Source organism: Salmonella sp. GDC200615 (assembly GCF_050574145.1).
GTDB classification, from domain to species: Bacteria; Pseudomonadota; Gammaproteobacteria; order Enterobacterales; family Enterobacteriaceae; genus Salmonella; species Salmonella enterica.
Map to the genome: position 1 here is coordinate 2,422,519 of NZ_CP192247.1, position 26,480 is coordinate 2,448,998.

Consider the following 26,480-nt stretch of genomic DNA (forward strand, 5'->3'; position numbering starts at 1 on the left):
AGGTTTTATTTTAACTATAGTTATAGTGAGCTTAATTCCGTGAATCGTTAATTCAGGAGAGAGTATTATGTTTATGACGAGCAAAAAAATGGCCGCTGCTGTGCTGGCAATCACCGTAGCAATGTCTCTGAGCGCCTGCTCAAACTGGTCCAAGCGCGATCGCAACACGGCTATTGGCGCAGGTGCGGGGGCGTTAGGCGGCGCAGTGTTAACGGACGGCAGTACATTAGGCACCCTGGGCGGCGCGGCGGTCGGCGGCGTGATTGGTCACCAGGTTGGAAAATAATCCAGACGTTTAAATATTGAACGGCTCAAAATAATACGTTTATTCTTTTCAGGTCTGGATTACAAAAATAGACAAAGTTGACTTTTACGCCACGGTAATTTACAACCGTGGCGTTTTCATTAGCCGCCAGCTAATTTTACTTTCATTCCTTTAGCTTCCAGCAATGATTTTATCAAGTCGCGTTTATCACCCTGAATTTCAATAATCCCTTCTTTTACTGCCCCGCCACAGCCGCATTTTTTCTTCAGTTCAGCCGCCAGTTTGGTTAATTCCGCATCATTCATCTCGATACCGGTAATCAAACATACGCCTTTACCCTTACGGCCACTGGTTTGACGCTGAATGCGAACGATACCATCCCCTTTGGGACGAACCGGCGCCGTTTTAGGTTCTTCAATGCGCCCCGTCTGTGTTGAATAAACCAGACGACTATTGGAATCGCTCATTATGCCTCCCGTTTCAGTGACGCGTTAATATCCTTCAGCGTTTGCGCCGGATCTACCGATTGCGTAACCGGGCGGCCAATCACCATATAGTCGACGCCAGCGGATAATGCCTGTTCGGGCGTCATAATGCGTCGCTGGTCGCCTGCCTCGCTGCCTGCGGGCCGAATGCCCGGCGTCACCAGCTTAAATGCAGCGCCAAAGGCCTGTTTAAATCTGACAGCTTCCTGAGCGGAACAGACCACGCCATCCAGCCCGCATTGCTGCGTCAGGCGCGCCAGCCGCTCCGCATGTTCCGCCGGTGACAACGTCACGCCCAGATCGTGTAGATCGCTGGTTTCCATACTGGTCAACACGGTCACGGCAATGAGCAACGGCGCATCTTTACCGAATGGCGCCAGCGCGTCGCGCGCTGCGGCCATCATTCTCGCCCCACCAGACGCGTGAACGTTTACCATCCAGACGCCCAGGTCTGCCGCTGCGGCGACTGCCCGGGCCGTGGTGTTGGGAATATCATGAAATTTTAGATCAAGAAAGACATCAAACCCACGTTGCTGGAGATCCCGAACGAGTTGTGGACCAAACAGCGTGAACATCTCTTTGCCCACTTTTAAGCGACAATCGCGAGGATCGATTTTGTCGACAAACGCCAGGGCTTTATCGCGTTCATGGTAATCCAACGCCACAACGACAGGCGATTCAGTAATAGCGCAGGAAGAAGATGAAGCAGTAAACGTCATGACCAGACCTTCTTGATGATGGGCACCGGAAGTGGCGCAAATTGGATAAACGGCGTGCATTCTACCTGCGGCGCAGGGAAATTAACAGGTTCGATTGACAACCTGATAAGCCCTGGCCGCCGATGCCAGCGTCGTTTCTAGCTTTACGTCATCAAGTATGTTGTAACTAAATTGAGGCTTTTTTTATATACTACTGCCCATCAAGTCCGCGAATAGGTTTAATGGTCGACCATGCCCGGCAGGACGGACAGTGCCAGTACAAGGTATAGGCGGTAAAACCGCATTTCTGACAACGATACCGCGGTTTACTGCGCACCTGCTCGCCAACCATATCACGCAGTACCATCAGGCTTTCTTTCGCTCGCCCTTCTTCCGCCTCGTTGAGATGGTAATCCATCAGCTTATGGAACACCCGCATGGTAGGATGTCGCTGTAGCTGACGCGTGATATAGACTTGAGCTGCGTCACTACCTTCACGCGCTTCCAGAATATCGGCAAGCATTAACTCAGCGCCAGCACCGGTATTCTCCTCAACGGCGCGACGTAAAAACTCCGCCCACTCGGCATTTTTACCGAGCTGTTGATAACAAGTTTGCAGCATCTCCAGCGTTTCGCTGACCAGCTCTTTATCCTGAACGATCACACGTTGCAGGCTTTCGACCGCTTTGGCGTAATCCCCTCTCGCCATATAAACGCGCCCCATCATGATAGACACCCGGGCGCTATTTTTATCTGCGGCGGCACCTTTTTTCAGCAACGCCATCGCGCGATCCATGTCGTCGTTGCCCATCTGCTGTAACGCTAACTCACAGTAAAAATGGGCGATTTCGATACGTTGTTTATCTTTGCCCAGCTTCACCAGCCGTTCTGCTACTTCGATCGCCTTTTGCCAGTCGCTGGTTAGCTGATAGATTTGCAAGAGCTGCTGTAACGCGCCTACGCGAAATTCCGTTTCGTCGGTAAGTTGGTTAAACATATCTTCCGCGCGGTCATATAAACCGGCGGCCATATAGTCGCGCCCCAGTTGCTGAACAGCCAGTAAACGCTGTTCATAGGTCAATGAAGCGCTTTCCATGAGCGTTTGATGAATACGAATGGCGCGATCGACTTCGCCGCGAGAGCGAAACAGATTACCGAGAGTGAGATGAGCCTCAACGGTGCCCGTATCCTCTTTAAGCATATCGAGGAACAGATCCACCGCTTTATCTTGTTGGTTACTCAGCAGGAAGTTAACCCCTGCGACATAATCGCGCGACAGGCGGTTAGCTTCATCCTGTTTTGTTTGTTGCGCACTTCTGCGACCCATATACCACCCATAGGCAGCGGCTACAGGCAACAGCAGAAATAACAACTCCAACATAAATGATTATTCCTTTACAACCGACGAGTCGGCAGGGACCGCAACGTCGGTTGCTGGCGAGAGCTTGTTTTCCAGTCGTTTAATTTTACGTTCAGCACGGGCAAGGGAAACGCGGACCCGCAGCCAGAACAGGCCGCAAATCAGCCAGCCAATCGCAAAACCGACGGCGAACAACACAGCAAGCAACGTGGAGATACGATACTCCCCTTGCGCCAGCAGGTAGTTAAACGTCACCTGTTGATCATTCTGCGCGCCCAGCGTCACCGAAATAACAAAAATCGCCAATACCAGTAAGAAAATGAGTAAATATTTCACATTACTTCCCGTTATGTGGTTTGCGCGAATAAATCGTGTCCAACTTACCGCATCCAGCCTTCTAAATTACCATTTTCCCGCCTCGCGCGAAATGGAAATGCGCCCACCATCAGATGATTTAAGGGCAATAGTCAGAAAATCAACCGTTGTCAGCTTTCCTGCTCGCGTTCAGCAATTTCTTGCGCTTCTTCGCGAGGCGGCATAAGCGGCCCGCAAATTCGCTGCGCCAGCCAGGTCGCCAGGGTAACTAATAGCCAGGAGATGAGCGTGGCGACCACTAAATCTCGCGGCCAGTGCATTCCCAGAAGCAAACGGCTGCCCATTACGCCGGTCGCCCAGACTAACAAAAACGCGATGGTGAAAGTCCGTCTGCGCGGCCATAACAGACCCACGGCCAAAAGCGCCCAGCTCGCTGCAAACATGGTGTGTCCGGAGGGAAACGCAAAGCCCGTCTCTTTTTGCCAGTGCTGACGCAGGAAAACGGGGATGTTCTGTTGCCCGGCCAACTGCTCTTTCACTAAATGTCCGCGTTCTGTACGCTTTAAAGTGTAGAACTCATCGACGGGAATATGGTGCGTTTTTTCAAGCCAGACCACAAATGGCCGCGGCTCCTGTACGCGCTCCTTTACCCATGACTTCACACCCTGCCCGACGATAATCGCCCCGCCGAGGATCGCAAACAGCATAATGGCGGCGCACAGGCGAAATCGCAGGCACCATAAGAACCATCCACAAAGAATCACATGCGTGATAACGCCCCAGGGTTTGGTCACGGTTTCCGTTATCCAGAATAGCGTTTTTAGCCACCAGACCTGATGTCCTGGCTGCCACTGCCAGCCTGATACCCATACGGCAAGCGGCATGATAAGCAACAGGGTGGCGCCTGCCGCGGTGCGCCTCGCAATTGAAAGCATGGATGCTCCTTTTATAAGTAAGTATCACAATCATAACTGAAAATTCTCGCCGGACTGGAAAATTGACAAATTTGTGCCATTCCTGAGCAATTACGTGGTAGTGATTAGGTGATGACCGCCGCCTTATGGCAAAATAGCGGGATACAATCCAACAGGCGACGACACCGCAGGCGTCAGCATAATCTGGAGAAATACATGCAGCTTAAACGTGTGGCAGAAGCCAAACTGCCAACCCCATTGGGTGACTTTCTGATGGTGGGATTTGAAGAACTGGCAACCGGACACGACCATGCCGCGCTGGTTTTTGGCGATATTTCAGGTAAAACGCCGGTCTTGGCTCGCGTTCATTCCGAATGTCTTACCGGGGACGCGCTTTTTAGTCTGCGCTGTGATTGTGGTTTTCAACTGGAAGCCGCGCTGACGCATATTGCGGAAGAAGGACGCGGTATTCTGATTTACCACCGTCAGGAAGGCCGCAATATCGGCCTGCTTAATAAAATTCGCGCTTATGCGTTACAGGATCAAGGCTATGACACGGTGGAGGCCAATCATCAGCTCGGCTTTGCCGCCGATGAGCGTGATTTCACCCTGTGCGCGGATATGTTCAAATTACTGGGCGTAGATGAAGTTCGCCTGCTGACCAATAATCCGAAGAAAGTCGAAATACTGACCGAGGCGGGAATTAATATCGTCGAACGCGTTCCGCTCATTGTGGGTCGTAATCCAAATAATGAGCATTATCTCGATACTAAAGCGGCCAAAATGGGCCACCTACTAAGCAAGTAAGCCACCGGTATTAAAGCGCGGGCCTGCCTGTTTACGGCAGGCCCGATAAACGGCTTTAGTTCAGCATATTTCTAATGACATAGTGCAATATGCCGTCATTCTGGTAGTAAGTCAGCTCGGTGGCGGTATCAATGCGACAGCGGCAAGGCACCGTTTCTTTGCTGCCGTCCGATCTCGTTAACGTCACCGGAATGGTCGCGCCAGGGCGCAGGTTTTGCAGATCCGCGATATCAATCACCTCTTCCCCGGTCAGTCCCAGCGTTTTACGCGTTACGCCCTGTGGAAACTCCAGCGGCAGGATCCCCATCCCAATCAGGTTTGAGCGGTGGATACGTTCGAACGACTCGGCGATCACCACGCGGATACCTAACAGCCGCGGACCTTTTGCCGCCCAGTCACGGCTCGATCCCGACCCATACTCTTTCCCGGCAATTACCGCCAGCGGCGTTTTTTCCTGCTGGTAGAGCATCGCAGCATCATAAATCGACATCGCTTCCGTACCCGGCAAATGCCGCGTCATCCCACCTTCGACGCCGGGCAGCATTTCGTTGCGAATACGAATATTGGCGAACGTACCGCGCATCATCACTTCATGGTTGCCGCGCCGTGATCCATAGGAGTTAAAATCCTTCCGCTCAACGCCGTGGTTTTGCAGATAGCGTCCGGCGGGACTGTCCGGCTTGATACTGCCGGCCGGAGAAATATGGTCGGTCGTTACCGAATCCCCCAGCATCGCCAGGATACGCGCGCCGTGGATATCTTTGACTGGCGCAGGCTGGGCCTGCATTTCATCAAAGAAAGGCGACAGGCGAATATAGGTTGAATCCAACTGCCAGCCGTAGGTATCGGACGATTCAACCTGAATCGATTTCCATTCTTCCGTGCCCTCAAACACTTCCGCATACTCTTTACGGAACATATCTGATGATACCAGTTCAACGGCGCGGGCAATTTCCTGCGCCGAAGGCCAGATATCCTTCAGGTATACCGGATCGCCTTTACGATCGTACCCCAGCGGGTCTGTCGCGAGGTTAATATTCATGTTTCCGGCCAACGCATACGCGACCACCAGCGGCGGCGACGCCAGCCAGTTCGTTTTCACCAGCGGATGGATACGCCCTTCAAAATTTCGGTTACCGGAAAGCACGGCCCCTACCGTCAGATCGCCTTTTTTAATCGCGGTCTCAATAGGCTCCGGCAACGGACCAGAGTTCCCGATACAGGTCGTACAGCCATAACCGACCAGGTTAAAACCGAGCTCATCCAGATAAGGCGTAAGTTTGGCCTGCGCCAGATAGTCAGATACCACTTTTGACCCCGGCGCCAGAGAAGCCTTGACCCACGGTTGACGCTTCAACCCCAGCGTTACTGCTTTTTTCGCCAGTAATCCCGCCGCCATCAGCACGCTGGGATTCGAGGTATTCGTGCAGGAGGTGATGGCGGCAATGACGACAGCGCCATCCGGAAGCTGATATGGCTGTCCGTTCATCGTATAGTCAACCGGCTGGCGATCTCTTTGCGCGGTATTCAGCTCCAGCTCGGCGCTGGCGGCAAAGGCTTTCGGCACATCGCCTAACGCCACGCGATCCTGCGGGCGTTTCGGCCCGGCCAGGCTGGCCTCGACATCGCCCATATCCAGTTCCAGCGTACTGGTAAATACCGGTTCGTCTCCGGGATTACGCCACATTCCCTGCGCCTTCGCGTAGGCTTCAACCAGCTCGACCAGATCGTCGCTACGTCCGCTTAATCGCATATATTCCAGGGTGATGGCGTCAATAGGGAAGAAACCACAGGTGGCGCCATATTCCGGCGACATATTAGCGATGGTCGCGCGATCCGCCAACGGCAGCGAATCCAGACCATCACCATAAAATTCAACAAATTTACCCACGACGCCATGCTTACGCAGCATTTGCGTGACGGTTAGCACCAGGTCAGTAGCGGTGATCCCCTCCCGAAGCTTACCGGTTAACTTAAAGCCGACAACATCCGGGATAAGCATCGACACGGGCTGACCAAGCATCGCCGCTTCCGCTTCGATACCGCCCACGCCCCACCCCAATACGCCCAGACCATTAATCATGGTCGTATGGGAGTCAGTCCCCACCAGCGAGTCCGGGTAAGCAATCCACTCCCCGTCCTGTAATTCGCTCCAGACGGCTTTACCCAAGTATTCCAGGTTAACCTGATGGCAAATACCGGTGCCGGGCGGCACCACGCTGAAACGGCTGAATGCCTGCTTTCCCCATTTCAGGAACATATAACGCTCATGGTTACGTTCCATTTCCAGCCGCACGTTTTCTTCAAACGCATCGTCATCGCCGAAATGATCGACCGTCACAGAGTGGTCAATAACCAGATCAACCGGCGATAACGGGTTCACTTTCGACGTATCGCCGCCGAGGCGTTTAACGGCTTCACGCATCGCCGCCAGGTCGACAACGGCAGGCACGCCGGTAAAGTCCTGCATCAGGACACGGGCGGGCCGCCAGGCAATTTCACGATCGGCATGGGCATTTTTAAGCCAACCGGCCAGCGCCTGAATATCTTCATCAGTCACAGATTCGCCGTCCTGCCAGCGCAACAGGTTTTCCAGTAACACTTTAAGTGATTTGGGCAAACGGGCGATATCGCCCAGGGATTTGGCAGCCAGCGGCAGACTGTAGTAATAATACGTTTTATCTTTGGCCTGCAATGTATCCTTACTGGCTTCTCGTAGGGTTGACGACATAGCTCCTCCTTAAATGACAGGGTTGCGTTACCCTGATTCTCCACAGGGTTTTATTAAAGATAACACAAACAAAATGTAACGTTTTGATAACAACCCAAATTGCTAAAAGAGGAGAAACCTAACAGGCGAGGAACGAAGATGAAAAAGCCCGATAAATAACGCATTATCGGGCTTTGACGAGATTAGACGGCAATCCAGATTAACTCGGCCCAGAACAGTAGCGATAATATAAACGCGCCAGTCCATGACCAATACTTTATATTTGACGTTAACATAGGCGACACCAACTGTGTTTAATCAATACTGAGAAGCGCTCAGCACACGGTTGCTGCGGTGTAATAAGACAGCGTTAATAAAACAGTAACGCCAATAAAAAGACGAATATTATTTTTGTGACACCTCGTCAGCAAAAGCATCAATAAATGCCCGCTGCTGCGGTGTGAGCGTCCAGTGTTGCGGAACAGACCGAAAAACGGTCGTATCCGGGGTGTTATCATCGTCACCAGATTGAATCGGGGGCGCGACCACGCGCTCGCGTTCCGACGTAATGCTCACTTAGCCCCACCAATGCCAGATAACAAGCGCTACCACTACCCAGAACAACGCAGAACTCACAAAAACCGCCAGCCATGCTTTACGTTTGAGCTCAGGGTCGCGGCGCGGTTCCTGGTTTTCAGAAGGCATTACTAACCTCATGCTATCGGTATCACTTATCATTTCAGCACCAAACAATCGGTACAATTAATCATCAGATGAGACAAATCCTAAATAAACTTTAGTCAAAAATCCAGTCAATTTACGAATCGTTGCCAGTGAATAAATCAATCTTTTGACTCAAGATAACTATTTGGAAAAAGAAACTGGCGGGACGGGTAATTCAACACTATTTTGCTGATCATTACCCGTAATACTTCGAGGGATATTGCAAAAGGCGGCTTTGTCTGCCATGCCACTACGACACAAACCGACGGTGATATTACTTTTCAGGCAGCTTTATATCCTGAAACATCGCTTCAATTTCTTCATTAGAACGCAACGCCACCGCCGTATCCACCACATCACGCGTCAGATGTGGCGCAAAACGCTGGATAAAATCATACATATAGCTGCGTAAAAAAGTACTACGGCGAAAACCAATTTTTGTGGTGCTGTGGCTAAAAATATCGTGCGCGTCAATCCGCACTAAATCAGGATCGGCAAGCGGATCGACCGCCATGCTAGCAATGACGCCAACGCCCAGTCCCAACCTGACATACGTTTTAATCACATCCGCATCGGTTGCAGTAAAGACGATCCGCGGCGTTAATCCTGCGCGATTAAAAGCGGTATCCAGTTCGGAACGCCCGGTAAAGCCGAAGGTATACGTCACCAGCGGATACTGCGCCAGCGCTTCGATCGTTACGGAAGACGTTGCCGCCAATGGATGATCCGGCGTCACCACTATCGAACGGTTCCAGTGATAGCATGGCAACATCACCAGATCGTCATATAAATGCAGCGCTTCCGTGGCAATCGCGAAATCGGCGTTCCCTTTCGATACCGCTTCCGCAATCTGCGTTGGCGACCCCTGGTGCATATGCAGCGAAACGCGCGGGTAACGCTCGATGAAGCCTTTAATCACGCCTGGCAATGCGTAACGCGCCTGAGTATGGGTAGTGGCAATATAGAGCGAGCCTTTATCCGGCCAGGTGTGCTCGCCGGCGACCGACTTAATGGCATCGACTTTGGAAAGCACCTCACGCGCAATACGAATAATCTCCTGACCTGCGGGCGTCACCTGAGTCAGATGCTTACCACTGCGGGCGAAAATCTGGATGCCAAGCTCATCTTCCAGCATCCTAACCTGCTTGCTGATCCCCGGCTGGGAAGTATACAACCCCTCAGCGGTAGAGGAGACGTTAAGGTTATGATTAACCACTTCAACAATGTAACGAAGCTGCTGCAATTTCATAATACATCATCCAGATTAGCGCCATCAGGCCATCGTTTATCTGCAGACTTAATCGGGCTGCTAATACGATTTAATAATAAAAAAGGTGTTAACTATAACCACTATATCATTTATATCTGAACTGTATAGCCAGCGCGATAAAATAATAAGACCGCTATACCTAAAATAATTCGAGTTGCTTAAAGGCGGCAAGGGAGTGAGTTCCCAGGAGCATAGATAACTATATGACTGGGGTGAGCGACAAATCTGCCGGGAGCAGATTTGAACGTCGCGTGCGACGGCCCGTCAGGGCGAGGCCATAGATGGGCCGAGTAATCCGTAGCCAACACATAAGCCACTTGAAGTATGAAGGGGATATAAAAAAGGGCCGCTTACGCGGCCCGCTTGACTACAGTGGCGACAGGCCGGGGTTATTTCTTACCTTCAACCCACTTGCCGTCGACGAAGAACGCTGACCATCCCGTCGCCTTCCCGTCTTTTTCCGCCGCAACGTACTGCTGTTTTGTTTTGCGGCTAAAGCGAACAACGGTTTTATTACCTTCCGGATCCTGCTGCGGCGCATCCGCCAGATACCGCAGTTTTTCCGGCAGGCGATCGCGGAACCGGTAAAGCTCCTCGACTAATGGCGCGCGCGTTTCGCGTGATTTCGGGAACGTATTGGCCGCCAGGAATATCCCTGCGGCGCCATCGCGCAGCACAAAGTACGCGTCCGATTTTTCACACGGCAGTTCCGGTAATGGAACAGGATCTTCCTTCGGCGGCGCAACTTCGCCGTTACGCAAGATCTTACGGGTATTTTTACATTCGTCGTTAGTACAGGCCATGTACTTACCAAAACGCCCCATTTTAAGGTGCATTTCGGAACCACATTTCTCACACTCAACGATCGGGCCGTCATACCCTTTGATGCGGAACTCGCCTTCTTCAATCTCGTAGCCGTCACAGGTCGGGTTATTACCACACACATGCAATTTACGCTTCGGATCGATCAGATAGCTGTCCATCGCCGTACCGCACTTCTGGCAGCGACGCTTGGCGCGCAGGGCGTTGGTTTCGGCGTCGTCGCCTTCCAGCACGTTCAGAACTTCATTTTCCGGCACCAGGTTAATGGTCGTTTTACAACGCTCTTTCGGCGAAAGCGCATAACCTGAACATCCAAGGAAAACGCCCGTACTGGCAGTACGAATTCCCATTTTACGGCCACAGGTTGGACAGTCGATGCTGGTCAGCACCATCTGGTTAGGACGCATCCCCCCTTCTTCCGGATCTTTCTCGGCTTTATCGAGCTGCTGAGTAAAATCGCTGAAGAAGTTATCCAGTACCGCTTTCCACTCGGCCTGGTGATTCGCAACCTGATCCAGACTATCTTCCATCTGCGCAGTAAAATCGTAGTTCATCAATTCGCGGAAGTTTTCTTCCAGCCGATCGGTGACGATTTCACCCATTTTTTCCGCATAGAAGCGACGGTTTTCAACGCGAACATAGCCGCGATCCTGAATGGTCGAGATAATCGACGCATAGGTAGACGGACGACCAATACCGCGCTTCTCAAGCTCTTTAACCAGAGAAGCCTCGCTGAAACGGGCTGGCGGTTTAGTAAAGTGCTGAGCAGGCGTCAATTCAAGTAGCGTCAGCGCATCGCCCTTATTCACGGCAGGCAATGTGCGATCTTCATCGCCTTTACGCAGCGCCGGCATCACTTTTGTCCAGCCGTCAAAGCGCAAAATACGCCCACGCGCTTTCAGACGGAACTCGCCTGCACCAACGGTAAGCGTAGTGGAGTCATATTGTGCTGGCGTCATCTGACAGGCGACAAACTGACGCCAAATTAGCTGATACAACTTCTGCGCGTCAGCCTCCATGTCTTTCAGCGACTCCGCCATGACCGCAACGTCGGAAGGACGGATCGCTTCGTGCGCTTCCTGAGAGTTTTCTTTGCTGGCGTACTGGTTCGGGTTATCCGGCAGGTATTTCTTGCCGAAATTATCGCCAATATAGCCGCGCACCATGTTGACCGCATCCTGACTCAGGTTGGTGGAGTCTGTACGCATATAGGTGATGTAGCCCGCCTCATACAGACGCTGCGCCATCATCATGGTTTTCTTCACGCCAAAGCCCAGCCGGGTGCTGGCCGCCTGTTGTAGCGTGGAGGTGATAAACGGCGCGCCTGGCTTGCTGCTGGTCGGCTTGTCTTCTCGCTCCAGCACGCTATAGCTGGCTTTTTCCAGCAGGCTCACCGCAGCAAGCGTCTGCTCGCGATTTACCGGCCGGAATGGCTTGTCGTTCTGATGCGTGACCTGTAGCGGTAGCGCCTCGCCAGACGGCGTCGTCGTATTAGCGTCAATTTCCCAGAACTCTTCCGGAACAAACGCTTTAATCTCGCGCTCGCGTTCAACGACCAGACGGACCGCGACAGACTGAACGCGACCTGCCGACAAACCACGGGCGATCTTTTTCCACAGCAGCGGCGAGACCATATAGCCTACCACGCGATCCATAAAGCGGCGCGCTTGCTGGGCGTTGACCCTGTTAATGTTCAGCTCGCCCGGCTGTTCAAACGCCTGGCGAATGGCATTTTTGGTTATTTCGTTAAAGACTACGCGACTGTAGCGCGCGTCATCGCCGCCGATCACTTCCCGCAGGTGCCATGCAATGGCTTCCCCTTCGCGGTCAAGGTCGGTTGCGAGATAGATGTGGTCGGCTTTTTCCGCCAACTGTTTCAGTTCAGAGACGACCTTCTCTTTACCGGGCAGCACTTCATAGTGCGCATCCCAGTTGTGCCACGGGTCAACCCCCATACGGTTGACGAGAGCGCCACGTTCATCCTTTTTGGGCTTTTTAGCCGTTTTGGTGGAGGTAGAGTCGGCGCTCTTTTTAGCTGCTGAGCCACTGGTCGGCAAATCACGGATATGACCCACGCTGGATTTCACCACGTAGTCATTACCCAGATACTTGTTGATCGTTTTGGCTTTTGCCGGGGACTCAACGATGACAAGAGCTTTACCCATATTCACCTTTACCTAAGTTGATTCTTCCAGGAATGCGTCGCACGTTGATTCACCTTCCACTGGCGACGAGACAACGATATATGGTCTCTGCGTCTGCGGATATCAACCCCTTGTACTGGCTTTGTGTACGAAATGTAACCCTCAGGTGACTGAGTTAACAGGCTTTTTTGCACACACGCGCTATAGCACGACGGAATTTTGGTCGAATGTCAAGCAATTCTGTTGCCAGATTGACGAAAGCGTCACACTGTACCTGATAAAATTCGATACGCAACTTTATTAGCATGCAAAAACAAATCTTGCCAGTGAACGCAACATGACAAATCCATCAATTTCCTGTGAGAATATTTGCCCATCAGAAGTGCTCAGCGTAGACTAATCTCCTTGTTTAAGGAGTAAAAAATGCATAAAGAGACGCAACCTATCGATCGCGAAACACTGTTGCTTGAAGCCAACAAAATTATTCGGGAACATGAAGACACGATGGCAGGTATTGTCGCCACCGGCGTAACGCAGAGAAATGGCGTGCTGGTTTTCAGCGGCGATTACTTTTTAGACGAGCAAGGGTTACCGACCCCTAAAAGCACCGCGGTGTTTAACATGTTTAAACACCTGGCGCATGTGCTGTCTGAGAAGTATCACCTGGTTGATTAATCCATGCCGGATGGCGCTGAATGCCATCCGGCAATAGCGGTTTACATCAACGGCTTTTGTCCACGCTGCCACCAGCGCAGCAGCAGCCGAGCCGCGCTTTCCGCCGCGCTGCCGGTAACACGATCGATCAGTTTTTTACGCTGCATATAGCGCACATTCAGCACCTCGCGCCCTTCCATCAGGCCGAGGATAACCTCATCGCTGGTGTTAATCTCATCAACCAGTCCCTTCTCCAGCGCCTGCTGACCGTACCAGTGTTCGCCCGTGGCGACCTGTTCAATGTCCAGAGCCGGACGCATCCGCTGCACAAACTCTTTGAACAGATGGTGCGTTTCGTTGAGATCTTCACGAAACTTCTGACGCCCTTCTTCCGTATTCTCGCCTAACAAAGTCAGGGTACGTTTGTACTGCCCTGCGGTATGCAGTTCAATATCAATGTCTTTACTTTTGAGAAAGCGGTTAAAGTTCGGGATTTGCGCGACAACACCAATTGACCCCACAATAGCGAACGGCGCCGCGATAATTTTTTCCGCCACGCAGGCCATCATGTAGCCTCCGCTTGCCGCGACTTTATCCACCGTCACGGTCAGCGGAATATTTTTATCGCGCAGGCGCTGCAATTGCGATGCCGCCAGGCCATAGCCGTGCACAACGCCACCGGGGCTTTCCAGACGCACAACCGCCCGATCGCCGGGTTTCGCCACTGCCAGCACCGCCGTGACCTCTTCGCGTAACGCATTAACTTCGTGAGCGTCCATACTGCCTTTGAAATCTATCACCCATACGCGCGGTTTGTCCGATGTCGCAATGTCCCCCAGCTTCGCTTTCGCTTTGGCGGCTTTCGCCTCCTGCTTATGCTTTTTTTTCTGCGCTTTATGCCACAGTTTTTGCTGATGGCCATCCATCAACGCCGCAGCAAGGTCATCCTTCATCTCCTGATACTGCTCGCTCAAATTGGTCACGCGCAGCTCGCCGCGCTGACGTTTGCGTTGCGTAGCATTCACGATCAGCAGCACAATGACGGCAATGGCCACCACAACGGTGACGATTTTTGCCAAAAATAAGCCATATTCAGACAACAATTCCACGACTCCCACCTTGATTAAATAACGCGACTTGCGCTCAGTGTACAACAGGCATCGAAGTCAGTCTCTCTTCATCCGTATGCCTGTTGAGGAAGAAAAAGTATGACAAGACGTTCATTTTACGGCGTTATCGCCCCTGTCTGATTGAAAAAAAAGGCGCTTTCAGGCATAAACCCGAAAAGTTAACGCGAAGATAAGACAACCTGGCAGGACGGTGCACCACACCGTTGAGGAGTAGCCATGCATTACCAACCGAAACAAGATCTATTGCAAAACCGCATTATTCTGGTCACTGGCGCCAGCGATGGCATTGGGCGGGAAGCCGCGCTTACGTATGCGCGTTACGGCGCAACGGTGATTCTGCTGGGACGCAACGAAGAGAAACTGCGTCGGGTCGCGCAGCACATTGCTGACGAGCAACATGTTCAACCACAGTGGTTTACGCTCGATCTGCTGACCTGCACCGCTGAAGAGTGCCGGCAAGTGGCCGACCGCATCGCCGCGCACTATCCCCGCCTGGATGGCGTCCTGCACAATGCCGGGTTACTGGGGGAAATCGGTCCAATGAGCGAACAAGATCCGCAGATCTGGCAGGATGTCATGCAGGTAAACGTTAACGCCACCTTTATGCTCACCCAGGCGCTGTTACCGTTATTGCTGAAGTCCGATGCCGGCTCGCTGGTCTTTACGTCATCAAGCGTTGGCCGTCAGGGACGCGCCAACTGGGGCGCCTATGCCACCTCGAAGTTTGCTACTGAAGGAATGATGCAGGTGCTGGCGGACGAATACCAGAATCGTTCTCTGCGTGTTAACTGCATTAACCCGGGCGGCACGCGCACCAGTATGCGCGCCAGCGCCTTTCCGACGGAAGATCCACAGAAATTAAAAACGCCTGCCGATATTATGCCGCTTTACCTGTGGCTTATGGGCGACGACAGTCGCCGTAAAACCGGTATGACCTTTGACGCCCAACCGGGCCGTAAACCAGGAATCGCCCAATGAGTGATGAACGTTATCAGCAGCGCCAGCAGAAGGTAAAAGATCGGGTTGACGCCCGTGTCGCCCAGGCACAGGAAGAGCGCGGTATTATTATCGTGTTTACTGGCAATGGTAAGGGCAAAACCACGGCGGCTTTCGGAACTGCCGCCCGCGCCGTAGGACACGGTAAAAACGTAGGCGTGGTGCAATTTATTAAAGGCACCTGGCCCAACGGCGAGCGTAATCTGCTGGAACCGCATGGCGTCGAATTTCAGGTGATGGCAACGGGATTTACCTGGGAGACGCAAAATCGCGAGGCAGACACCGCAGCATGTATGGCCGTTTGGCAGCATGGGAAACGGATGCTGGCCGATCCGCTGCTTGATATGGTGGTCCTGGATGAGCTGACCTATATGGTGGCGTATGACTATTTGCCGCTGGAAGAGGTCATAAGCGCGCTAAACGCGCGCCCTGGTCACCAGACGGTGATTATTACAGGTCGCGGCTGTCACCGGGATATTCTTGATCTTGCGGATACCGTCAGCGAACTGCGTCCGGTTAAACATGCTTTTGACACGGGCGTAAAAGCCCAGATGGGAATTGATTATTAACCGTAGGCCGGATTAAGGCGTTTGCGCCGCCATCCGGCACAAACCCTCTTGTCTGATGATTCTCGGCCTATAGACCGCGGTAGAGATTACCCGTTGTTATTACGCCCACCGGAGCGGCGTCCGCCAGCGATCTGGCTGTGGCGTTTTACCGCCCGACGGATCTGGTTCGCTTTCATACGACGGCGGTCTTTTTCGACGGCAACCTTCGACGAGGTTTCCGGCGGGAGCTCTACCAGACCACGCAGATAGTTCGTTTGCGCGAGGTCGAGCTCAGTCCAGCCGCCGCGCGGCAGGCCTTTCGGCAGCGGGATATCGCCGTAACGAACGCGGATCAGACGGCTGACCTGAACGCCTACCGCTTCCCACAGTCGGCGAACTTCGCGGTTGCGCCCTTCCGTCAGCGTCACGTTGTACCACTGGTTAATGCCTTCGCCGCCGCTGAATTTAATGGTCTTAAATGCCGCCGGACCATCTTCCAACTGTACGCCACGGCTTAAATCACGCAGTTTCGATTCATCCACCTGACCGAACACGCGCACGGCATATTCACGTTCAACTTCACGACTAGGGTGCATCAGGCGGTTCGCCAGTTCACCGTCGGTGGTAAACAACAATAGCCCGCAGGTGTTGACATCCAGACGTCCTACCGCAATCCACCGCGCGCCGCGCAATTTCGGTAAGCGATCAAAAACGGTTGGCCGCCCTTCAGGGTCATTGCGGGTACACAGTTCACCTTCTGGTTTGTAATAGGCCAGAACGCGGCAAATTTGTTCCGCCGACTCTTTCACCGAAATCAGGTGACCGTCGATACGGATTTTCAAACCGGGAGTGACTTCAACACGATCGCCAAGCGTGGCGATTTTACCGTCAACGCTGACACGTCCCGCTTCAATAATGGATTCGATTTCACGGCGAGAGCCGTGGCCAGCGCGCGCCAGCACTTTTTGTAACTTTTCGCTCATAGAGCTTCCTTCAGGTGTCGCCTTCACAGGCGTCGAACAGGAGAATGAACGGCGCGTTGCCGCGCCATTTTAAGGCCGCGTAGTATACAGGCTTACGCCCTTATAAGAAAGGTGTAACGTCGCCGACGCCTTCGCGCAGCACCACCGGGGAGTCATTGGTCAAATCGATTACCGTGGTAGGCTGTTGACCGAGGTAACCACCGTGGATGATCAGATCCACCTGCTTCTCCAGCCGATCTTTAATCTCCTCCGGGTCCGACTCGGTAAAATCGCTGCCAGGCAGCATCAACGACGTCGAGAGCATCGGTTCGCCCAGCGTATCCAATAACGCCAGCGCAATCGGGTTTGACGGTACGCGCAGGCCGATAGTTTTACGCTTTTCCTGCAACAGACGGCGCGGCACCTCTTTTGTCCCCTTCAGGATAAAGGTGTAATTACCCGGCGTATTGTTTTTCATCAGACGAAATGCCACGTTGTCGACGTAGGAGTAGGTCGACAACTCGGACAAATCGCGGCACATCAGCGTGAAGTTGTGGCCGTCCGGCAGATGACGGATGCGGCAAATGCGCTCCATTGCGCCTTTGTCTTCAATTTTACAACCAAGGGCATAGCCGGAATCGGTTGGATAAACAATAACACCGCCTTTACGCACAATGTCGACGGCCTGATTAATCAGCCGTTGCTGTGGGTTATCCGGATGGATATAAAAAAACTGGCTCATACTTCCCTCACTGTGATATTTGCGGCTGTTCCCATGCCTGCCATACGCCTTCAACGCCAGCGGGCAGCCAGAGTTTACGCCCCAACTCAATCCACGGGCAGGGCTGATGGAAATCAGATCCAAGCGATGCCCATAAATGATGCTGACACGCAAGCGTCGCCAGTTGGGTGCGTTCATTGGGTGATTGTTGGCACTGCGCCACTTCCATCGCGTCGCCGTGATGGTCGGCAAAATGCGCCACTAATCTTTTCAGCCACTTAGCGCTAAGGTCGTAGCGTCCCGGGTGGGCCAACACCGCCTTACCGCCAGAATGATGAATGACATCAATAGCTTGTTCTATTGTACACCACTGCAGCGGAACGTAACCGGTTTTCCCACGCGCGAGATATTTTTTAAAAACATCCGCCATGGTCGCTGCTTTGCCGCACTCCACCAGAAAGCGGGCGAAGTGGCCGCGCGTCACCGCGCCGCCATTGGCCAGTCTCAATGCCCCTTCCCACGCGCCGGGAATATGGGCTTTTTCCAGACGCTCCGCAATGAGCCGACCACGCGCCTGACGCCGCTGTGTCTGCTGCGCCAGAAAATCGCGCATTGCCGGATGCGCAATATCAATATTCAGACCCACAATGTGAATCTCATGATTCTCCCAGACCGTTGAAATCTCCACGCCGGGAATAAGATTCAGGGCCAGCCCGGAACGTGAAATTTCTTCTCTTGCCGCAGGAATCGCGGCTGTGGTGTCATGATCGGTAATCGCCAGCGTGCCGACTCGCATCTCTACCGCACGGTGTACTAATGTTTCTGGCGTCAACAGTCCATCGGACGCCGTGGTATGACTGTGCAGATCGTAAATCACTGCGTAATTCGTGTCGCTCAAGGCGGCTCCCATAGAGATAAAGTTATGTCATGTACATCATAACGGTTCCGGCAAATATACTGAAATAGGTGTTGACATTATTCCATCGAACTAGTTAACTAGTACGAAAGTTCACATGAAGAGGGTATCTAAAATGGCAGCGACATTTGCATTACACGGTTGGTGGCGCACTTCCTGATAGCGGGCGGTGTATGAACAGCTGTAATCAGCCAAACGATACCCGGCCCGCCTGTTAAGCGGGCTTTTTTTTGAACAAAATAATGAGAATAACCATGCAAACACCAAAACCCACGCTCGAACTGTTGACCTGCGATGCCGCCTATCGGGAAAACCCAACGGCGCTTTTTCACCAGGTCTGCGGCGATCGCCCGGCAACGCTGCTGCTGGAATCCGCGGATATCGACAGTAAAGATGATTTAAAAAGCCTGCTGCTGGTAGATAGCGCGCTGCGCATTACCGCTTTAGGTGACACTGTCACCATTCAGGCGTTATCTGATAATGGCGCCTCGTTATTGCCGCTACTGGATACCGCCCTGCCCGCTGGCGTGGAGAACGAAGTCCTGCCTGCCGGTCGCGTTCTACGCTTCCCGCCCGTCAGCCCATTATTAGATGAAGACGCCCGTTTATGCTCTCTGTCGGTATTTGATGCGCTCCGTCTGTTACAGGGAGTGGTGAACATACCGACGCAAGAGCGGGAGGCTATGTTTTTCGGCGGTCTGTTTGCCTACGACCTGGTCGCTGGCTTTGAAGCGCTGCCACACCTTGAGGCTGGCAATAACTGCCCGGACTACTGCTTTTATTTAGCGGAAACGCTGATGGTCATAGATCATCAGAAAAAAAGCACCCGTATTCAGGCCAGTCTGTTCACCGCAAGCGACCGGGAAAAACAGCGCCTGAACGCCCGCCTAGCTTACCTTAGCCAACAGTTAACCCAGCCTGCGCCGCCGTTGCCGGTCACGCCGGTGCCGGACATGCGCTGCGAATGCAATCAGAGCGATGACGCGTTCGGCGCGGTGGTACGCCAGTTGCAAAAAGCCATCCGCGCGGGGGAGATATTTCAGGTGGTGCCGTCGCGCCGCTTTTCACTGCCCTGCCCGTCGCCGTTGGCTGCCTACTACGTGCTGAAAAAGAGCAACCCCAGCCCGTATATGTTCTTTATGCAGGATAATGATTTCACGCTTTTCGGCGCGTCGCCGGAAAGCTCGCTGAAATATGACGCCGCCAGTCGTCAGATTGAGATTTACCCCATCGCGGGTACCCGTCCACGCGGTCGCCGCGCCGATGGTACGCTGGACAGAGATCTCGACAGCCGTATTGAGCTGGACATGCGTACCGACCATAAAGAGCTTTCCGAACATCTGATGCTGGTCGATCTGGCGCGCAATGACCTGGCGCGCATCTGTACGCCGGGCAGTCGCTACGTTGCCGATCTGACCAAAGTTGACCGCTATTCGTACGTGATGCATCTGGTTTCCCGGGTAGTGGGCGAACTGCGTCACGATCTCGACGCGCTGCACGCCTATCGCGCCTGCATGAACATGGGCACCCTGAGCGGCGCGCCGAAAGTACGCGCCATGCAGTTGATTGCCGATGCGGAAGGACAGCGCCGCGGCAGCTATGGCGGCGCGGTCGGTTACTTCACCGCCCACGGCGATCTGGACACCTGTATTGTTATCCGCTCCGCGCTGGTGGAGAACGGTATCGCCACCGTACAGGCGGGCGCCGGAATAGTGCTGGACTCTGTTCCGCAGTCTGAAGCCGATGAAACCCGTAATAAAGCGCGCGCCGTATTGCGTGCTATCGCCACCGCGCATCATGCACAGGAGACCTTCTGATGGCTGATATTCTGCTGCTCGATAACATCGACTCGTTTACCTGGAACCTGGCAGATCAGCTACGGACCAACGGTCATAACGTGGTGATTTACCGTAACCATATTCCGGCGCAGACGCTTATCGATCGCCTGGCAACAATGAAAAATCCGGTGCTAATGCTCTCCCCCGGTCCGGGCGTTCCCAGCGAGGCAGGCTGTATGCCGGAGCTGCTGACCCGACTACGCGGCAAGTTACCGATCATCGGCATTTGTCTGGGGCATCAGGCGATTGTCGAAGCTTACGGCGGTTATGTCGGTCAGGCGGGAGAAATCCTGCATGGCAAAGCCTCCAGCATTGAGCATGACGGTCAGGCGATGTTCGCCGGGCTGGCGAATCCGCTACCGGTCGCGCGTTATCATTCGCTGGTCGGCAGTAATGTTCCTGCCGGGCTAACCATTAACGCCCATTTCAACGGCATGGTGATGGCGGTACGTCATGATGCGGATCGCGTTTGCGGTTTTCAATTTCATCCTGAGTCCATCCTGACGACACAGGGTGCGCGTCTACTGGAGCAAACATTAGCCTGGGCGCAGCAAAAGCTGGAACCGACCAACACCCTACAGCCAATTCTGGAGAAACTCTATCAGGCGCAAACTCTGACGCAACAAGAGAGCCATCAGTTGTTTTCGGCGGTCGTCCGCGGCGAACTTAAACCTGAACAGCTCGCCGCCGCGCTGGTGAGCATGAAAATTCGCGGCGAGCATCCCAATGAAATTGCCGGCGCCGCCACTGCGTTGCTGGAAAATGCCGCCCCGTTCCCGCGCCCGGACTACCTGTTTGCGGATATCGTTGGTACCGGCGGCGATGGCAGTAACAGTATCAATATCTCTACCGCCAGCGCCTTTGTCGCAGCGGCCTGTGGACTGAAAGTGGCGAAACACGGCAACCGTAGCGTGTCCAGCAAATCGGGGTCATCCGATCTGCTGGCGGCGTTCGGTATTAATCTGGATATGAACGCCGATAAATCACGTCAGGCGTTAGATGAACTGGGCGTCTGTTTCCTGTTCGCGCCGAAATATCACGCCGGATTCCGTCACGCGATGCCGGTTCGCCAACAGTTAAAAACGCGAACCCTGTTCAACGTACTCGGCCCGCTGATCAACCCGGCGCATCCGCCGCTGGCATTGATTGGCGTCTATAGCCCGGAACTGGTGCTGCCGATTGCGGAAACCTTACGGGTACTGGGCTATCAGCGCGCGGCGGTGGTACATAGCGGCGGCATGGATGAGGTTTCGCTCCATGCGCCGACGATTGTCGCGGAGCTGCATGACGGCGAAATTAAAAGCTATCAACTTACGGCGGAGGATTTTGGCCTGACGCCTTACCATCAGGATCAGTTGGCTGGCGGCACGCCGGAAGAAAACCGTGACATTCTGACGCGGTTATTACAAGGTAAAGGCGATGCCGCGCATGAGGCCGCCGTCGCCGCCAACGTGGCGATGCTGATGCGTCTGCATGGTCAGGAAGATCTCAAAGCCAACGCGCAAACCGTGCTTGATGTTCTGCGCAACGGCACCGCATATGACAGAGTCACCGCACTGGCGGCAAGAGGGTAAATAATGCAAACCGTTTTAGCGAAAATCGTCGCAGACAAGGCGATTTGGGTAGAAGCCCGCAAACAGCAACAGCCGCTGGCCAGCTTTCAAAATGAGATCCAGCCAAGTACACGCCATTTTTATGATGCGCTCCAGGGCGCGCGTACCGCCTTTATTCTGGAGTGTAAGAAAGCATCGCCATCAAAAGGCGTGATTCGCGATGATTTCGATCCGGCGCGTATTGCCAATATTTATCAACATTACGCCTCGGCAATCTCGGTGCTCACCGACGAAAAATATTTTCAGGGTAGCTTCGATTTTCTGCCGGTCGTTAGCCAAAGCGCACCGCAGCCGATTCTGTGTAAGGATTTTATTATCGATCCCTATCAGATCTATCTTGCCCGTTACTATCAGGCCGATGCCTGTTTACTGATGCTCTCGGTTCTGGATGACGAACAGTATCGCCAACTCTCCGCCGTCGCGCACAGTCTGAAAATGGGCGTGCTCACGGAAGTCAGTAATGACGAAGAACGGGAGCGCGCGATAGCGTTAGGCGCAAAAGTGGTAGGTATCAACAATCGCGATCTGCGCGATCTGTCGATTGATTTGAATCGCACCCGCCAGCTGGCGCCAAAACTGGGCCACGGCGTGACTGTCATCAGCGAGTCCGGGATTAACACCTATGGTCAGGTACGCGAACTGAGCCACTTCGCCAACGGTTTTTTAATTGGCTCGGCGTTAATGGCGCATGACGATCTTAACGCCGCCGTCCGTCGCGTGCTGCTTGGCGAAAATAAAGTCTGCGGCCTGACCCGCGCCCAGGACGCTAAAGCGGCCTGTGACGCTGGCGCAATATATGGCGGGTTGATTTTTGTGCCCTCATCTCCACGCGCGGTGAGCGTTGAGCAGGCGCGAGAAGTGATAAGCGGCGCGCCATTGCAGTATGTCGGCGTTTTCCAGAACGCTGATATCGCCGATGTTTGCCAGAAAGCCGCCGTCCTGTCGCTTTCTGCCGTACAGCTACATGGCAGCGAAGACCAGGCGTATGTCAACGCGCTGCGCGAGGCGTTGCCGCGCAATGTGCAAATCTGGAAGGCGCTGAGCGTTAGCAATGCCCTTCCCGCACGCGATTATCACCATGTCGATAAATACATTTTCGACAATGGGCAAGGCGGCAGCGGGCAGCGCTTCGACTGGTCACTGCTACAGGGGCAACCGCTGGATGATGTGTTACTGGCGGGCGGGCTGGCGGCCGATAACTGCGTCCAGGCGGCGCAAGTCGGCTGTGCCGGTCTCGATTTTAATTCAGGTGTAGAGTCACAGCCGGGCATCAAAGATGCTCGTCTTCTGGCCTCGGTTTTTCAGACACTGCGCGCATATTAAGGAAAAAACATGACAACACTTCTCAACCCCTACTTTGGTGAATTCGGCGGCATGTATGTGCCGCAGATCCTGATGCCTGCGCTGAACCAGCTTGAAGAGGCCTTCGTCAGCGCGCAAAAAGATCCTGAATTTCAGGCGCAATTCGCCGATCTGCTAAAAAACTACGCGGGACGCCCCACCGCGCTGACGAAATGCCAGAACATTACCGCCGGTACGCGTACCACGTTGTATTTAAAGCGCGAAGATTTACTGCACGGCGGCGCACACAAAACCAATCAGGTACTGGGTCAGGCGCTGCTGGCCAAACGGATGGGTAAAAGCGAGATTATCGCTGAAACCGGCGCCGGTCAGCACGGCGTCGCCTCTGCGCTCGCCAGCGCCCTGCTGGGTCTGAAATGCCGTATCTATATGGGTGCCAAAGACGTTGAGCGCCAGTCGCCGAACGTCTTCCGTATGCGTCTGATGGGCGCTGAGGTTATCCCGGTTCATAGCGGCTCCGCTACGCTAAAAGATGCCTGTAACGAGGCGCTGCGCGACTGGTCCGGTAGTTACGAAACCGCGCACTATATGCTCGGCACGGCGGCAGGACCGCATCCCTATCCCACCATCGTTCGCGAGTTCCAACGCATGATTGGCGAAGAGACGAAAGCGCAAATCCTCGACAAAGAGGGCCGTCTGCCAGATGCCGTTATCGCTTGCGTCGGCGGCGGCTCAAACGCTATCGGGATGTTTGCGGATTTTATTAATGATACCAGCGTCGGGCTAATAGGCGTTGAACCTGGCGGTCACGGTATTGAAACCGGCGAGCATGGCGCGCCGCTTAAACATGGTCGCGTTGGCATCTATTTCGGGATGAAAGCGCCGATGATGCAAACAGCGGACGGGCAAATTGAAGAGTCCTATTCCATTTCCGCCGGGCTCGATTTCCCATCCGTTGGGCCGCAACATGCGTACCTGAACAGCATCGGACGCGCGGATTATGTCTCCATTACCGATGATGAGGCGCTGGAAGCCTTCAAAACGTTGTGCCGCCATGAGGGAATTATCCCGGCGCTGGAATCCTCCCACGCGTTGGCGCACGCTCTGAAAATGATGCGCGAGCAGCCGGAAAAAGAGCAACTGCTGGTGGTCAATCTCTCTGGCCGCGGAGATAAAGACATCTTTACCGTACACGATATCCTGAAAGCGCGAGGGGAAATCTGATGGAACGCTACGAAAATTTATTTGCACAGCTCAACGATCGCCGGGAAGGCGCTTTTGTCCCCTTCGTGACCCTGGGCGACCCTGGCATTGAACAGTCACTGAAAATTATCGACACACTGATTGACGCTGGCGCCGACGCTCTGGAACTGGGAGTTCCCTTCTCCGATCCGCTGGCCGATGGCCCTACCATCCAGAATGCGAACTTACGCGCCTTCGCCGCTGGCGTCACGCCGGCTCAGTGTTTTGAAATGCTGGCGCTGATTCGTGAAAAACACCCGACCATTCCGATTGGCCTGCTAATGTACGCGAATCTGGTGTTCAATAACGGCATAGATGCGTTCTATGCCCGTTGTGAACAGGTTGGCGTAGATTCCGTGCTGGTCGCAGATGTCCCGGTTGAAGAGTCGGCCCCCTTCCGCCAGGCGGCGTTACGGCATAATATCGCGCCGATCTTCATCTGCCCGCCAAATGCGGATGACGATCTTCTGCGCCAGGTCGCATCTTACGGCCGCGGTTACACCTACCTGCTTTCGCGTTCGGGCGTCACCGGCGCGGAAAACCGTGGCGCATTGCCGTTGCATCATCTCATTGAGAAGCTTAAAGAGTACCATGCCGCGCCTGCGTTACAGGGCTTCGGTATCTCCTCGCCGGAACAGGTGTCTGCGGCCGTGCGTGCCGGGGCGGCTGGCGCTATCTCCGGCTCAGCCATTGTCAAGATTATCGAGAAAAACCTCGCGTCTCCCGAACAGATGTTGGCGGAGCTCAGGTCCTTTGTCTCAGCCATGAAAGCCGCCAGCCGCGCATAACGAGTTAAGCCGTCAGCATAACGCTGGCGGCTTAATGAGTGGCTGGCGCCGAACCAGAATCACGATTCAGATGTACATCATCAATCTTTTTGGTGTTATTCCCCGTCCAGCTTTCAAAAAGTCTGAAGTCAATTTTTGCTAAGAAAACTCCTAATCACGCCGAAAAATTTAGCGTTTTCACGTCAATTTCCCCCGCCTTTATGTAAAGAAATGTCAACAAACAATGCATTAACGTTTCTATGGCTGCAGATAGTGACGCTTGTTATTAATAACAATGCAAAGCATTTTCTGTTAAATCGCTTATTCTAAAAGAAAATATAGAATATATTATCTCTAAACCATTTTTTGTGCGTTATTTACGCGGTAAATCACAACTATTTCCGTCAATTTGACTAATCGGTTTAACCAACTAATTTTAATAGGGTGTCGACACGGTTAAAACCGATTTTTTCAGCAAGCAACGAGACAGGAGAAATAATATGGCCGAACATCGTGGTGGTTCAGGAAATTTCGCCGAGAATCGTGAAAAAGCATCTGAAGCGGGCCGCAAAGGCGGTCAGCATAGCGGCGGGAATTTCAAAAACGATCCGCAACGAGCTTCTGAAGCCGGTAAAAAAGGTGGTCAGAATAGTCACGGCGGACGTAAATCCGATAATTCCTGATTTACTGTAATGTAAATACAACACATGCTTTTATCAAGCAATCTGCGAGTCTTCTGGCTCGCAGTATTTTGCCCAGGAGAATTAGATTTATGAATATCAAAACCGTTGAAGACCTTTTTATCCATCTACTTTCAGATACCTATAGTGCAGAAAAACAATTAACCAAGGCTCTTTCTAAACTAGCCAGAGCCACGTCCAATGAAAAATTAAGCCAGGCCTTTCAATCTCATCTTGAAGAAACCCAGGGTCAGATTGAACGTATTGATCAGATCGTCGAATCTGAATCTGGCATTAAACTGAAAAGAATGAAATGCGTCGCTATGGAAGGGCTGATCGAAGAAGCCAATGAAGTCATCGAAAGTACGGAGAAAAACGAAGTACGCGATGCAGCGCTTATCGCCGCGGCGCAAAAAGTCGAGCATTACGAAATCGCCAGCTACGGCACGCTAGCCACCCTGGCCGAGCAGCTCGGCTATAGCAAGGCATTAAAACTGCTCAAAGAAACCCTCGACGAGGAAAAACAAACTGATTTAAAACTTACCGATTTAGCAGTCAGCAATGTTAATAAAAGTGCTGAACGCAAATCGAAATAATA

General features: G+C 53.2%; 28 protein-coding genes and 1 other annotated feature. Of the genes, 13 read left to right on the plus strand and 15 right to left on the minus strand.

Going from position 1 to position 26,480, the window contains the following annotated elements; translation table 11 throughout:
• The first annotated feature begins 67 nt into the window (after nt 1-67).
• A complete protein-coding gene (gene osmB / locus ACQ29O_RS11590) occupies nt 68-286 on the plus strand; it encodes an osmotically-inducible lipoprotein OsmB (RefSeq protein WP_000481166.1) in 219 nt (72 codons plus the stop codon).
• Between the two features lie 119 nt (nt 287-405).
• Here osmB and yciH read toward each other — a convergent pair whose 3' ends face one another.
• From yciH to pgpB, 5 genes are all read right to left on the minus strand, one after another.
• A complete protein-coding gene (gene yciH, locus ACQ29O_RS11595; RefSeq protein ID WP_001285199.1) occupies nt 406-732 on the minus strand; it encodes a stress response translation initiation inhibitor YciH in 327 nt (108 codons plus the stop codon).
• The gene (pyrF, locus tag ACQ29O_RS11600; RefSeq protein WP_001675160.1) at nt 732-1,469 is read right to left on the minus strand and encodes an orotidine-5'-phosphate decarboxylase; all 738 of its coding nucleotides are present in this window, start codon (nt 1,467-1,469) and stop codon (nt 732-734) included. The genes yciH and pyrF overlap by 1 nt, the downstream gene beginning before the upstream one ends.
• A gap of 190 nt (nt 1,470-1,659) precedes the next feature.
• On the minus strand, nt 1,660-2,829 hold the full coding sequence (lapB, locus tag ACQ29O_RS11605) for a lipopolysaccharide assembly protein LapB (RefSeq protein WP_000891378.1): 1,170 nt from the start codon (nt 2,827-2,829) through the stop codon (nt 1,660-1,662).
• Nucleotides 2,830-2,835: 6 nt separating this feature from the next.
• On the minus strand, nt 2,836-3,144 hold the full coding sequence (locus ACQ29O_RS11610; protein WP_000876301.1) for a LapA family protein: 309 nt from the start codon (nt 3,142-3,144) through the stop codon (nt 2,836-2,838).
• A gap of 149 nt (nt 3,145-3,293) precedes the next feature.
• Complete coding sequence (pgpB, locus tag ACQ29O_RS11615; RefSeq protein WP_020936995.1) at nt 3,294-4,058, minus strand: phosphatidylglycerophosphatase B; 765 nt, start codon at nt 4,056-4,058, stop codon at nt 3,294-3,296.
• Nucleotides 4,059-4,253: 195 nt separating this feature from the next.
• Here pgpB and ribA point away from each other — a divergent pair, with 195 nt between their 5' ends.
• A complete protein-coding gene (ribA, locus tag ACQ29O_RS11620) occupies nt 4,254-4,844 on the plus strand; it encodes a GTP cyclohydrolase II (protein ID WP_001176284.1) in 591 nt (196 codons plus the stop codon).
• A 55-nt stretch (nt 4,845-4,899) separates the two neighbouring features.
• On the opposite strand, the gene acnA is transcribed toward ribA, so the two are convergent.
• The 6 genes from acnA to topA all read right to left on the minus strand — a co-directional run bounded on the left by acnA (nt 4,900) and on the right by topA (nt 12,534).
• Entirely contained in the window at nt 4,900-7,575 is a 2,676-nt protein-coding gene (gene acnA / locus ACQ29O_RS11625) for an aconitate hydratase AcnA (protein WP_000099561.1), read from the minus strand.
• A gap of 182 nt (nt 7,576-7,757) precedes the next feature.
• On the minus strand, nt 7,758-7,850 hold the full coding sequence (gene ymiC / locus ACQ29O_RS11630; RefSeq protein ID WP_223148964.1) for a small membrane protein YmiC: 93 nt from the start codon (nt 7,848-7,850) through the stop codon (nt 7,758-7,760).
• Nucleotides 7,851-7,959: 109 nt separating this feature from the next.
• A complete protein-coding gene (locus ACQ29O_RS11635) occupies nt 7,960-8,130 on the minus strand; it encodes a hypothetical protein (RefSeq protein ID WP_000029027.1) in 171 nt (56 codons plus the stop codon).
• Complete coding sequence (locus ACQ29O_RS11640) at nt 8,131-8,271, minus strand: YmiA family putative membrane protein (RefSeq protein ID WP_213083631.1); 141 nt, start codon at nt 8,269-8,271, stop codon at nt 8,131-8,133.
• Nucleotides 8,272-8,551: 280 nt separating this feature from the next.
• Nucleotides 8,552-9,526 (minus strand): HTH-type transcriptional regulator CysB, encoded by a 975-nt coding sequence (gene cysB / locus ACQ29O_RS11645; protein ID WP_000776233.1) that lies wholly within the window; start codon nt 9,524-9,526, stop codon nt 8,552-8,554.
• A 410-nt stretch (nt 9,527-9,936) separates the two neighbouring features.
• Nucleotides 9,937-12,534: a type I DNA topoisomerase gene (gene topA, locus ACQ29O_RS11650; protein WP_000513597.1), complete on the minus strand. Its 2,598-nt coding sequence runs from the start codon at nt 12,532-12,534 to the stop codon at nt 9,937-9,939.
• Between the two features lie 402 nt (nt 12,535-12,936).
• Between topA and ACQ29O_RS11655 the strand changes: the two genes are divergently transcribed.
• The gene (locus ACQ29O_RS11655) at nt 12,937-13,188 is read left to right on the plus strand and encodes a YciN family protein (protein ID WP_000548616.1); all 252 of its coding nucleotides are present in this window, start codon (nt 12,937-12,939) and stop codon (nt 13,186-13,188) included.
• A gap of 41 nt (nt 13,189-13,229) precedes the next feature.
• Here ACQ29O_RS11655 and sohB read toward each other — a convergent pair whose 3' ends face one another.
• The gene (sohB, locus tag ACQ29O_RS11660) at nt 13,230-14,276 is read right to left on the minus strand and encodes a protease SohB (protein ID WP_000422081.1); all 1,047 of its coding nucleotides are present in this window, start codon (nt 14,274-14,276) and stop codon (nt 13,230-13,232) included.
• Nucleotides 14,277-14,513: 237 nt separating this feature from the next.
• Between sohB and ACQ29O_RS11665 the strand changes: the two genes are divergently transcribed.
• Both ACQ29O_RS11665 and cobO read left to right on the plus strand, forming a co-directional pair.
• Nucleotides 14,514-15,275: a YciK family oxidoreductase gene (locus ACQ29O_RS11665; protein ID WP_000559310.1), complete on the plus strand. Its 762-nt coding sequence runs from the start codon at nt 14,514-14,516 to the stop codon at nt 15,273-15,275.
• The gene (cobO, locus tag ACQ29O_RS11670; protein WP_001278857.1) at nt 15,272-15,862 is read left to right on the plus strand and encodes a cob(I)yrinic acid a,c-diamide adenosyltransferase; all 591 of its coding nucleotides are present in this window, start codon (nt 15,272-15,274) and stop codon (nt 15,860-15,862) included. Before ACQ29O_RS11665 ends, cobO begins: the two co-directional genes overlap by 4 nt.
• An 86-nt stretch (nt 15,863-15,948) precedes the next feature.
• On the opposite strand, the gene rluB is transcribed toward cobO, so the two are convergent.
• The 3 genes from rluB to rnm form a co-directional block, all read right to left on the minus strand.
• Nucleotides 15,949-16,824 carry a 23S rRNA pseudouridine(2605) synthase RluB gene (gene rluB / locus ACQ29O_RS11675; protein ID WP_001291233.1) on the minus strand — a complete coding sequence of 292 codons (876 nt, stop codon included), beginning with the start codon at nt 16,822-16,824 and terminating at the stop codon, nt 15,949-15,951.
• A 100-nt stretch (nt 16,825-16,924) separates the two neighbouring features.
• On the minus strand, nt 16,925-17,545 hold the full coding sequence (locus ACQ29O_RS11680) for an L-threonylcarbamoyladenylate synthase (RefSeq protein WP_000077250.1): 621 nt from the start codon (nt 17,543-17,545) through the stop codon (nt 16,925-16,927).
• A 7-nt stretch (nt 17,546-17,552) separates the two neighbouring features.
• On the minus strand, nt 17,553-18,434 hold the full coding sequence (gene rnm / locus ACQ29O_RS11685) for an RNase RNM (RefSeq protein ID WP_000500445.1): 882 nt from the start codon (nt 18,432-18,434) through the stop codon (nt 17,553-17,555).
• A 121-nt stretch (nt 18,435-18,555) separates the two neighbouring features.
• Between rnm and trpL the strand changes: the two genes are divergently transcribed.
• The 8 genes from trpL to ACQ29O_RS11725 all read left to right on the plus strand — a co-directional run bounded on the left by trpL (nt 18,556) and on the right by ACQ29O_RS11725 (nt 26,478).
• On the plus strand, nt 18,556-18,600 hold the full coding sequence (gene trpL, locus ACQ29O_RS11690) for a trp operon leader peptide (protein WP_010989026.1): 45 nt from the start codon (nt 18,556-18,558) through the stop codon (nt 18,598-18,600).
• Nucleotides 18,577-18,672: a sequence feature (Trp leader region), on the plus strand. Its footprint overlaps the gene before it by 24 nt.
• A 22-nt stretch (nt 18,673-18,694) precedes the next feature.
• Nucleotides 18,695-20,257, plus strand: coding sequence for an anthranilate synthase component 1 (locus tag ACQ29O_RS11695; RefSeq protein ID WP_020936997.1), 1,563 nt, complete (start codon nt 18,695-18,697; stop codon nt 20,255-20,257).
• Complete coding sequence (gene trpD, locus ACQ29O_RS11700) at nt 20,257-21,852, plus strand: bifunctional anthranilate synthase glutamate amidotransferase component TrpG/anthranilate phosphoribosyltransferase TrpD (protein WP_000763488.1); 1,596 nt, start codon at nt 20,257-20,259, stop codon at nt 21,850-21,852. Before ACQ29O_RS11695 ends, trpD begins: the two co-directional genes overlap by 1 nt.
• Nucleotides 21,853-21,855: 3 nt before the next feature.
• Nucleotides 21,856-23,214, plus strand: a complete 1,359-nt coding sequence (gene trpCF, locus ACQ29O_RS11705; RefSeq protein ID WP_001195280.1) for a bifunctional indole-3-glycerol-phosphate synthase TrpC/phosphoribosylanthranilate isomerase TrpF — start codon at nt 21,856-21,858, stop codon at nt 23,212-23,214.
• Nucleotides 23,215-23,223: 9 nt separating this feature from the next.
• Nucleotides 23,224-24,417 (plus strand): tryptophan synthase subunit beta, encoded by a 1,194-nt coding sequence (gene trpB, locus ACQ29O_RS11710; RefSeq protein ID WP_000209485.1) that lies wholly within the window; start codon nt 23,224-23,226, stop codon nt 24,415-24,417.
• The gene (gene trpA / locus ACQ29O_RS11715; RefSeq protein ID WP_000443029.1) at nt 24,417-25,223 is read left to right on the plus strand and encodes a tryptophan synthase subunit alpha; all 807 of its coding nucleotides are present in this window, start codon (nt 24,417-24,419) and stop codon (nt 25,221-25,223) included. The genes trpB and trpA overlap by 1 nt, the downstream gene beginning before the upstream one ends.
• A 479-nt stretch (nt 25,224-25,702) precedes the next feature.
• A complete protein-coding gene (locus ACQ29O_RS11720) occupies nt 25,703-25,885 on the plus strand; it encodes a general stress protein (protein ID WP_000807657.1) in 183 nt (60 codons plus the stop codon).
• 89 nt (nt 25,886-25,974) lie between these two features.
• Nucleotides 25,975-26,478 carry a ferritin-like domain-containing protein gene (locus ACQ29O_RS11725; protein ID WP_001022826.1) on the plus strand — a complete coding sequence of 168 codons (504 nt, stop codon included), beginning with the start codon at nt 25,975-25,977 and terminating at the stop codon, nt 26,476-26,478.
• Nucleotides 26,479-26,480: the final 2 nt, after the last annotated feature.